The organism is Acinetobacter sp. ACIN00229, from assembly GCF_016106645.1.
In the GTDB taxonomy this organism is placed as follows: Bacteria; Pseudomonadota; Gammaproteobacteria; order Pseudomonadales; family Moraxellaceae; genus Acinetobacter; species Acinetobacter oleivorans.
Genome location: NZ_JADWOM010000039.1, coordinates 1 through 10582 on the forward strand (window position 1 = coordinate 1; position 10582 = coordinate 10582).

General features: G+C 39.4%; 7 protein-coding genes. 6 read left to right on the forward strand and 1 reads right to left on the reverse strand.

Annotated elements, in window-relative coordinates; translation table 11 throughout:
- The first annotated feature begins 291 nt into the window (after positions 1-291).
- The 6 genes from I7H67_RS19530 to I7H67_RS19555 all read left to right on the forward strand — a co-directional run bounded on the left by I7H67_RS19530 (position 292) and on the right by I7H67_RS19555 (position 9957).
- A complete protein-coding gene (locus tag I7H67_RS19530; protein WP_005304480.1) occupies positions 292-1359 on the forward strand; it encodes a type II asparaginase in 1068 nt (355 codons plus the stop codon).
- Between the two features lie 199 nt (positions 1360-1558).
- The gene (gene dnaE, locus I7H67_RS19535) at positions 1559-5122 is read left to right on the forward strand and encodes a DNA polymerase III subunit alpha (RefSeq protein ID WP_198308645.1); all 3564 of its coding nucleotides are present in this window, start codon (positions 1559-1561) and stop codon (positions 5120-5122) included.
- 14 nt (positions 5123-5136) lie between these two features.
- Positions 5137-5976 carry an RNA methyltransferase gene (locus I7H67_RS19540; protein WP_005304474.1) on the forward strand — a complete coding sequence of 280 codons (840 nt, stop codon included), beginning with the start codon at positions 5137-5139 and terminating at the stop codon, positions 5974-5976.
- Positions 5969-6784 (forward strand): serine O-acetyltransferase, encoded by an 816-nt coding sequence (cysE, locus tag I7H67_RS19545; RefSeq protein WP_005304471.1) that lies wholly within the window; start codon positions 5969-5971, stop codon positions 6782-6784. Before I7H67_RS19540 ends, cysE begins: the two co-directional genes overlap by 8 nt.
- 105 nt (positions 6785-6889) lie before the next feature.
- On the forward strand, positions 6890-7834 hold the full coding sequence (locus I7H67_RS19550; protein ID WP_005304468.1) for an ABUW_2363 family tetratricopeptide repeat lipoprotein: 945 nt from the start codon (positions 6890-6892) through the stop codon (positions 7832-7834).
- A gap of 116 nt (positions 7835-7950) precedes the next feature.
- Positions 7951-9957 carry an esterase/lipase family protein gene (locus tag I7H67_RS19555; RefSeq protein WP_107880137.1) on the forward strand — a complete coding sequence of 669 codons (2007 nt, stop codon included), beginning with the start codon at positions 7951-7953 and terminating at the stop codon, positions 9955-9957.
- 54 nt (positions 9958-10011) lie between these two features.
- On the opposite strand, the gene I7H67_RS19560 is transcribed toward I7H67_RS19555, so the two are convergent.
- Positions 10012-10582 (reverse strand): FAD-dependent oxidoreductase (locus tag I7H67_RS19560; protein WP_198306755.1); only part of this gene is annotated, 571 nt, incomplete at its 5' end.

Below are 10582 nucleotides of genomic sequence, written 5' to 3' on the forward strand. Positions count from 1 at the left end.
CATTATTTTTAAATTTTATAATAATGAGAAAATCATTTGTATCATTTATATTAAAAACAAAAAAATTGAGATAAATTAGAAAAACTTAATAGATTTTTTATTTTATTCATGATATTTATTAACGCTAAATAAAGGCAATGACTAAGCAATTGTTGATAAAACAAAATGCTATTCAGGGATGCTTCTTATTCAAACAAGTTACGAATATGTTTTACATGGTATGTATTTTGCTTAGGAAAAGCAGGCGTATTCGGCAAACTTCTACTTCGTCACTTCATAAGGATATTTTCGATGTTGACTAAAACTGTTAAATCTTTAGGTTTAGCGATGGGCTTATTGGCCTGCTCTCTCCCACTTTACGCAAAAAATAATGTAGTTGTTGTAGCCACTGGCGGTACGATCGCGGGTGCTGGCGCAAGCTCAGCAAACAGTGCAACCTACACTGCTGCAAAAGTTCCAGTTGATGCCTTAATTAATGCTGTTCCACAAATCAAAGATTTGGCGAATGTCACTGGTATTCAAGCATTACAGGTCGCTTCTGAAAGTATTACTGACAAGGAATTATTACAAATTGCTCGTCAAGTAAATGAGCTGGTAAAAAAACCATCTGTTAATGGTGTCGTGATTACTCACGGTACAGACACTTTAGAAGAAACAGCATTTTTCTTAAATCTTGTTGTTCACACTGATAAACCGATTGTTATTGTTGGTTCAATGCGTCCTTCAACTGCTCTTTCAGCAGATGGACCACTTAACCTTTATAGCGCAGTTGCTTTGGCAGCTTCTGATGATGCAAAAAATAAAGGCGTTATGGTTCTCATGAACGACTCTATTTTTGCAGCGCGTGATGTCACTAAAGGCATTAACATTCATACAAATGCTTTTGTTAGCCAATGGGGCGCTTTAGGTACATTAGTTGAAGGGAAGCCATACTGGTTCAGACAGTCTGTAAAACGTTTTACAAATGCTTCAGAATTTAATATCGAGAATATTAAAGGTGATGCACTTCCACTGGTACAAATCGTTTACGGTTCAGACTCTATGCTTCCTGATGCTTATGAAGCATATGCAAAAGCTGGCGCTAAAGCGATTATCCATGCTGGTACAGGTAACGGTTCAGTTGCGAACTATATCGTTCCAACTTTACAAAATCTTCACGACAAGAATGGTATTCAAATTATCCGTTCATCACGTGTACCACAAGGTTTCGTATTACGTAATGCTGAACAACCTGATGATAAATATGGTTGGGTAGCTGCTCATGACTTAAACCCACAAAAAGCACGTCTTCTTGCTGCATTAGCTCTTACTAAGACTAATGACGCTAAAGAAATTCAACGTATGTTCTGGCAGTACTAAGTTTTTCAACCAGCTCAAACCTTGGTGTTTGAGCTGGTCATATTTTATAAAAATAATGTCTTTTATATTAAAACTGTACAATAGATGTTCAACTCATTCTTCTTAAATAATAAAATCCTTAACAGTTTGCCAAAATATTAACCATTTCCTTTTAACTTTGCGTGTTAAACTATGCTTCGGTCGCATTAAGGATTGGTTTATGCAGTTTGTTCATCTAGGTATTTATACAGAATTTTCGATTACAGAGTCGATAGTTCGCATACCTGACTTGGTCAATGCTGCGGTTAAAGACCAAATGCCTGCGTTGGCATTAACTGACCTCTCTAACCTCCATGCGGCGGTAAAATTTTATAATGCTTGTTTAAAAAAAGGTATTAAGCCTCTTTTAGGTAGTACGATTCGCCTTGATGATGCTCAACATCGTGCAACATTACTTGCAATGAGTGATGTTGGGTGGAAAAGTCTCACTGAAATCGTTTCACGCGGTTTTATTGAAGGACAACAGCTCAGTATTCCATGTGTAAAAAAAGAATGGGTACTTGAACAGCATCAAGATATTATCGTTTTACTTGGGCAGCATAGTGATGTTGGTCAGATGCTTTGTTCATCTAACCCGCAAAAAGCAGCTCCCCTTTTAGAAGCATGGCTCGAAAAGTTTGGTAACCGTGTTTATCTTGCTTTAACACGTACCGACCGTCCTGGTGAAGAAGACTTTATTCAAGAAGCAGCTAAACTTGCTGCACAATATAATGTTGGTGTAGTTGCACATAATGATGTGCACTTTGTAGAAAAAGAAGATTTCGAAGCACACGAAGCACGTGTTTGTATCGCTGATGGTTATGTACTAGCAGATAATCGCCGTCCACGCATATATAGTCCTGAGCAGCACTTTAAAACCTCAGATGAAATGATCGAATTGTTTTCCGATATTCCTAGCGCTATCGAGAACACCTATCATATTGCTAAACGCTGTAACGTTAAACTGCAACTCGGCACTTACTTTTTACCTGACTATCCAATTCCAGATGGTTTTACCATCGACACTTATTTTGAACATTTGTCTAAAGTAGGTTTAGAAGAGCGCTTAAATTATCTTTACCCTGTTGAAAAACGTGGTGAAGATTGGCCAGAGATTCGTAAGCCTTACGATGAACGAATTGATTATGAAGTCGGTATTATCCTGAAGATGGGTTTCCCCGGCTACTTCCTCATCGTCATGGACTTCATTCAATGGGCAAAAAATAATGGTGTGCCAGTTGGGCCAGGTCGTGGTTCAGGTGCAGGTTCATTAGTCGCATACAGCTTAAAAATTACAGACCTTGACCCACTTCGTTACGATCTACTCTTCGAACGTTTCTTGAACCCAGAACGTGTATCGATGCCTGACTTCGACGTCGATTTCTGTATTGCTGGACGTGACCGCGTTATTGATTATGTATCGCGTACTTATGGTCGCGAAGCCGTTTCACAAATTGCAACTTTCGGAACCATGGCAGCAAAAGGTGCAATCCGTGACGTTGCGCGCGTATTGGGTAAATCTTACGGTTTAGCTGACCGTATTTCAAAAATGGTACCTACCAAACCGCTCGGTGTGGATTTAGCTACCGCTATTGATATGGAACCACAGCTTAAAGATATTGTGACCAACCCATCTAACCCAGATAACGACGATGCAAGCGAAATCTGGGAAATGGCATTAAAATTAGAAGGTGTAACCCGAAATACCGGTAAACATGCCGGAGGTGTAGTCATTGCGCCAGGTAAAATTACCGATTTCTCGGCTGTACTTTGTGATGCAGATGGAACAAACCGTGTTGCTCAATATGATAAAGACGATGTAGAAGCAGCGGGTCTGGTCAAGTTCGACTTCTTGGGTTTGCGTAACTTAACCGTTATTGAAGACGCGATTCAAAATATTAATAAAAACCGCGACAGTAATGATCAACTCAATATCTTGCATGTTCCTCTAGACGACGCTAAAGCCTATTCTGTCTTTGCCGATGCAAATACAACAGCGGTATTCCAGTTTGAATCCGTCGGCATGAAACGGATGCTTAAAGAAGCACGTCCAAGCAAATTTGAAGAAATTATTGCATTCGTATCCTTGTATCGTCCGGGTCCAATGGACCTGATTCCTGACTTTATTCACCGTATGCATGGTGGAGATTTTGAATATCTTCATCCTCTTTTAGAAGGTGTATTAGAACCAACTTACGGGATTATGGTTTATCAGGAACAGGTAATGCAGACTGCGCAGATCTGTGCAGGTTATACGTTAGGTGGCGCAGACTTACTACGCCGTGCAATGGGTAAAAAGAAACCTGAGGAAATGGTCAAACAGCGCCAAATCTTCTTAGAAGGTGCTGCTGAAAAAGGGATTGACGAAAGCACAGCAAACCATATCTTTGACTATATGGAAAAGTTTGCAGGCTATGGTTTTAACAAATCTCACGCGGCTGCTTATGCCCTAGTTGCCTACCATACTGCATGGTTAAAAGCCCATTATCCTGCTGAGTTTATGGCAGCCGTAATGACATCGGAAATGCAAAACACGGACAGTGTTGTATTTTTGATTGATGACTGTCGAAACAATAATCTTGAAGTCTTACCACCATCAGTCAACATGTCGACTTATCATTTCCATGCAAGTAACGATAAAACGATTGTTTATGGTTTAGGTGCAATTAAGGGTGTCGGCGAACAAGCAATGCAGTCAGTTATTGACTCTCGTCGACAATTTGGTCCTTATACAGATCTATTCGATTTTTGCCATCGCATTGATTTGAAGAAAATCAATAAGCGTACTCTTGAAGCTTTAATTCGCGCGGGTGCACTCGATTGCTTAGGAATTGAACGTGCAAGCTTAATGGCACAATTGCCTGAAGCTGTTCAAGCCGCTGAACAAGCTCGAAGTAACCGTGAAAGCGGAATTATGGATTTATTTGGTGAGGTTGAAGAAGTTCAACGCAAGCCAGCTAAACCAGTAAAACCATGGAGTGACGAAGTTCGTCTCAAAGGCGAAAAAGATACGCTTGGTTTATATTTAACTGGTCATCCAATTGATGTTTACCGACAGGAACTCAAAGCTTTTATTCCTGTAAAACTAAACGAAATTACTGCGACGCGTCGTGGTGTTACGACAGTTTATGCAGGTTTGGTCATTGATGTCGCAAACTTCCCGAACCGTGTGGTTATTGTACTTGATGATGGTACTGCACGTATTGAAGTCAGCTGCAACCATGAGCGTTTCCAACGTTTTAAAGATATCGTTCAAGTTGAACGTGTTGTAATTTTCGAAGGCGAAATTTATGAGCGAGAAGGCTTTGATCGTCCAATGGGACGTTTAACCAAGGCTTTCACATTAAATGAAATAAGACAAAAACGTGCTAACAGTATTCAAATCAAATTAACAGAAGAGTTCATGCAGCCAACATTGGCAAAAGATCTGCAAAACATGATCTTGCCATTTTGCAATGTAGATATGCATCAACATATCACTCTACAGTTACAGATTGATCAACCCTATGCTCAAGCCGAACTTCAGTTTGGTCCGCAATGGAAAGTCGCTCCTCTAGATGAATTACTTGCTAAACTCAGAGATTATTTTGGTAAAGATAATATTTATATTGAATATCAAGTAAAGTCGAAAGCAGCTAAAGCAGCAGACCCTGTTCGTCCACATGCTGTTGCCCCTCCTCCTGCGGGTATGTCTATGGACAATGCATTGGATTTATACCAAAGCGAAGTTTCTCAATATTCGTAATTTCTGGAAATCTTATGAGTTCGTTTGACCACACCACCGTGTCAAAACAATTAGCACAAGTGCGTATTGTCATGGTAAATACGACTTTGCCTGCCAATATTGGTAGTGCTTTACGTGCCATGAAAACAATGGGACTAATTAAATTAGTTCTCGTAGCACCAAAAACATATCCTCATCCAGATATACAAGCACTTGCCGCTGGTGCCCAAGATTTATTTGAATATCTTGAGATTGTGGACACCTTAGAAGATGCGATTAAAGATTGTCATTTAGTATTTGGAACAAGTGCACGTAGCCGCACCATTCCTTGGCCTTTACTTGATGTGAGACCCGCGGCTAAAGAAGCTATTAAGGCAACATCTCAAGGACAACAAATTGCTATTGTTTTTGGCCGTGAAGACCGTGGCTTAACAAATGAAGAATTAGCACTCGCAAATTATCATTTAACCATTCCTGTTAATCCGGACTATGGCGTGTTGAATGTAGCGCAAGCCATTCAAGTTGTATGTTACGAACTTCGCATGTCTGCTCTCGAGCAAGAGCAAGTCGATCAGAATGTAGATGAAATGCCATTAGTTCAAGGCCAAAGCATGCAATGGGATGAACCTTTGGTGACTCAGCAACAAATGGAAGAGTTTTATCCTCATCTTGAAAAAATGCTGACTGAAATTGAATTTTTAGATCCAGAAAATCCACGTTTATTACCTTTACGCTTGCGTCGTTTATTTGGTCGTATACAATTAGATCGTATGGAATATCATTTACTTCGCGGTATTTTTAGTCGCGTACAAGCTTTAACAAGTGGTAAATGGAAAAAAGCATTATCTGACAAGGAGGATCAACCCAATGCTTAAGCAGCTTAAAGAAGATATAAAAGCTGTATTTGCGCGAGATCCTGCTGCCCGCAATACACTAGAAGTTCTCACAACTTATCCTGGTATTCATGCAATTATGATGCATCGTGTTGCGCATGAATTATGGCAAAAAGACTGTAAAGGTGCAGCTCGCCTACTTTCTTCATTTAGCCGTTTTGCAACTGGAATTGAAATTCATCCTGGCGCTAAAATCGGTAAGCGTTTTTTTATTGATCATGGCATGGGTGTTGTGATTGGTGAAACTGCTGAAATTGGTGATGATGTTACGCTTTATCATGGGGTTACCTTAGGTGGTACCACATGGAAAACTGGTAAACGCCATCCAACTTTAGAAGACGGTGTTGTTGTTGGTGCTGGTGCGAAAATCTTGGGTCCATTTACTGTGGGTAAAGGTGCCAAAGTCGGTTCGAATGCTGTAGTGACCAAAGCTGTTCCTGCTGGAGTGACTGCTGTAGGAAACCCTGCTCGCTATATCTATAAAGATGCCGACAGAACTAAAGATAAAGATGAAGAACGTCGCCGCGATTATGCGCAAAGTATTGGTTTTGCTCCATATGCGACAACTGCTGATCAGTCAGACCCTATTTTAGAAGGCATGCGTGTTTTACTTGATCGTATTCAGCACAATGAAACGCGTATGAATAATTTATGTCAGCGTCTATCAGAGCTAGATCCTAGCTTCGAAAAAGAAAGTCAAGATGAACAACCTTTTAGTGATGAAGAGCTAAAAATTCTTGAAGAAGTGCGTCGTGAATGTGGTGCACAAAACAAGATATCAAAAACGTAATATTCTTGATTCATAATGTAACACGCTTACCCTTGCATGTCGGTTTAGCTTTTTCTAGACTTGTCACTACCAAATCTGACTTTACTAAAATGAACGGAAGATCCTATGAATTTTAAGCCTTTGGCATATATCATCCTTGCGACCTCAAGTTTAACAGCTTGTACAATGGCACCTGTAAAACAACAAAAAATTGAGCCTTTTGTTTTCAAGGAACCAGAGCTTACTCCTCCTTTTTATGCGTTAAATCCTTTTAACTACGATCAACCGCCAGCATTTGAAGTTGCCTTAAAAGACGCTGCTGCACAGCCAGTAACCAAAATGGTCGTTAATCGTCAAGATGACCCAACTAAACAGCTTACTCTCGACGTCAACAAACTGATTGTTCCGACTGTAAATAATTCACAGCGTTCAATGAAATACGCAGTTTTAGCTGGTGAAAATGAAATTGATGTTACAAGTATTGATGACTTTTTACAGTTAGTAGAAGGCAAAGCTCGTCACTACCCACCTCGCTTTACTGATCGCCAAGAACGTAAAGGCTTTGAAAGTAAACTTAAAGAAGTAACACAACAACTTGATACACTTGCTGCAAACCCAAATGCATCATTTGATATTTTGCTTCGCGCTTTCAAAGCAAGCGTTCTTGCACGTAATCTTGATTTAGGTACCGTTCATACCACTAGATCTTTAGAATATGCTCAAAGACTTTTAAAAATTAGCCCAGATGATGCAGAAACGAACTTCTGGTTTGGTTTCGGTTTATCTGAAGGTGGTGGTCAACGTGAAGCTATTCCTTACTTAGATAAAGCCATTAAAGGTAATGTTCAAGAAGCGTATCTAGCTGCTGCAAATAACTATATTGCAATGGAGCAAAAGAAAAACGCGATTCAGACACTTAAAAATTATAAAGTGAAATATCCAGATGAATCGGAAATTGCTGATCGTTTAATTCAAGAAATTGAAAAACAAGGCCGCTGGAATGTATGGCAAGTTTTGACTAACCCTGCAATGTCTGCAACTACAACACCAAGTGCAACCCCTAAAAAATAAGCTTAAATAGATAAAAAAGGGCTGTTTTGACAGCCCTTTTTTTTATTTGATCATTTGAAAAATATTTTAAAATTTGTATGATCTACCTACCATTGAGCCACTAAATTTTGACCATAATGTTTTCAATAAAAAGAAGCAAAACAGTATTGACGGTCATGCTACTCGGTTCAATTCTGAGTGGTTGTCAGGTCGTTAATGTTAAACAGCAAGCTTTGAATGTGACTATTGCAAATGAACGTAATAGTATTCTTACGCAAGATAAACTCAGCGAAGCAAGTCTGAATGTTTTATCCATGTCTGGTCAGGAAGCTAAAGTCTGCACCGACACACCTGATAACTGTGTAAATCAACTCAAAAAACTTCCTCAAATTTTAGATGAACAGTTTTTATCAGCTGCAAGTGAAATGTATCTGGCAAAAGCAATGGCCTTGTCAGATTCTTCTGATTGTAAAATTAGTAGGTTTACTAAACATAAGTCGGAAGAAGAACAAACTAATATTCAGAATAAATATGATGATTGCTTAGACCAACAATTAAATTTACTCGATAAAAGTATTCGTTATAGCTACGCCTATCTATTTTCCACAAAACGTAAGCCTACCGACCGTATTTTTGACAATAGACAAGTTCAGATTCGGGACTTTTACAATCAGGCTATAGCAAAAATGGTGAGCGTTTATGATTTACGCTATCCCAAAAAAGATGTCGTAGAACCTCAAATACATATTGGTAAAAGTGTCTATTCGATTGATTTTGAATTTCACCAACAACTTGCTGGACAAAAATTAGAAAAGTTAATTTCTAGTTATAATTTAAATTTTTCAGGGTTAAGAACCATTAACCGTCGCGATGGTTTTGGCTCTGAATTTGTAGCGGTTTTTCCTAGCTCAGGAAAAGAAGATATTAATGAATATATTCTAGACCCGCTTAAATACAATTATAAAAATGGTGTTAACCCCAATATCCATCATGCACGTTATTTGGCTGCAACTATTGTCGCTGAACCAAAACATGCGACCACTGTTGAAGAAATTATTAATAATTCTGAATTCGTGATTCGCGTTTACGACCCTTATCGCACCGATAATATTAATGTCGCTGGTAAGCAATATCCTCTAGCAGCCAACTTCTCTGCACCTTATGGTCTATGGCTGGCAGAAAATAACTTAGGAGTGGCAGCTTATTTAAGCCTGATTGATCGTGACCAGCACTTGACCATGCCACATCTCTACATGCTTGAACCCTACAACCCGAATAAGAAGATTATTGTGTTGGTTCATGGTCTAGCAAGTAGCCCTGAGGCATGGATTGCTTTGACCAATGATGTTATGGGTGACACGGTTTTAAGAGATAACTATCAGGTTTGGCAAGTTTTTTATTCAACCAATATGCCGATTTTGGAAAGCCGTTTCCAAACTTACGCCCTTCTTAAGCAAGCGTTTGGTTCTTTGAACCCTAGTGACCCTGCTGCACATGATGCTGTTCTTGTGGGCCATAGTATGGGGGGTATTATTAGCCGCTTACTGGTCAGTGATGGTGATATTACCAAGCCTGCTTTAGATTTGATGACGATTCGTCAGCAAAACCGTTTCAAGAAACATCCAATGGTTACTGAACGATTGCAAATGCATTCAATCAATAATTTTGATCGTGCAATTTTCTTAGCTTCTCCTCATCGAGGTACAGATTATGCCGATCGTTGGTTTACGTTAGCTGCACGTAAAATTATTCGTTTACCGGGTGCATTTTTGTCTGCTGTAGCGACTTCACTCACCACTGAAAATTTAGATGTTAAAGATTTCTTGAGTAATATTGATAATGGTTTGATTCAAAATGGTCCAAGTGATTTGAGTCATCAATCTAAATTTATGGAACTTACAGAAAATATTAATCCACACCAAGGGTTAGTCTTCCACTCTATTATGGGTAACATTACCAAAAGTGATGATCCAAATGTGATTACCGACGGTATCGTTCCCTATAAGAGCGCTCACCTAGAAGGTGCAAAATCAGAGAAAGTTCTTCCGGGTGGACACTCTATTCAGTTAACACCTCAAGCGGTACTAGAGCTACGTCGTATTTTACGAGAGCATTTGGTCGAACACGGTTTATATAAACCATAAAAATAAAAAAGAGCCAAAGGTTATCCTTTGGCTCTTTTGTTTTGAAATTAAGTTTTATTGCCCAGAACGGATGATGTAATCAAACGCAGAGAGCGATGCTTTAGCACCTTCACCTGTAGCAATAATGATTTGCTTGTAAGGTACGGTTGTACAGTCACCCGCAGCAAATACACCTTTGACATTGGTTTCATTGCGGTCATTCACAATGATCTCGCCACGGTTGGTTAACTCAACTTCACTGTCTTTTAAGAAGTCAGTATTTGGCAGTAAACCAATCTGTACAAAGATCCCTGCTAGCTCTACCACATGCTCTTCATCAGTTGCACGGTCTTTATATTTAAGACCAGTCACTTGTGAGCCATCACCTAACACTTCTGTACTTAAGGCATTCATAATCACAGTTGTGTTTGGCAAGCTATGCAGTTTGTTTTGCAAAACTTGGTCTGCACGTAGTTTTGTATCGAACTCAACCAAAGTTACATGCTCAACAATCCCTGCAAGGTCAATTGCAGCTTCAACACCTGAGTTACCACCACCAATCACCGCAACACGTTTACCTTTGAACAATGGACCATCACAGTGTGGACAGTACGCAACACCACGGGTACGGTATTCTTGCTCACCA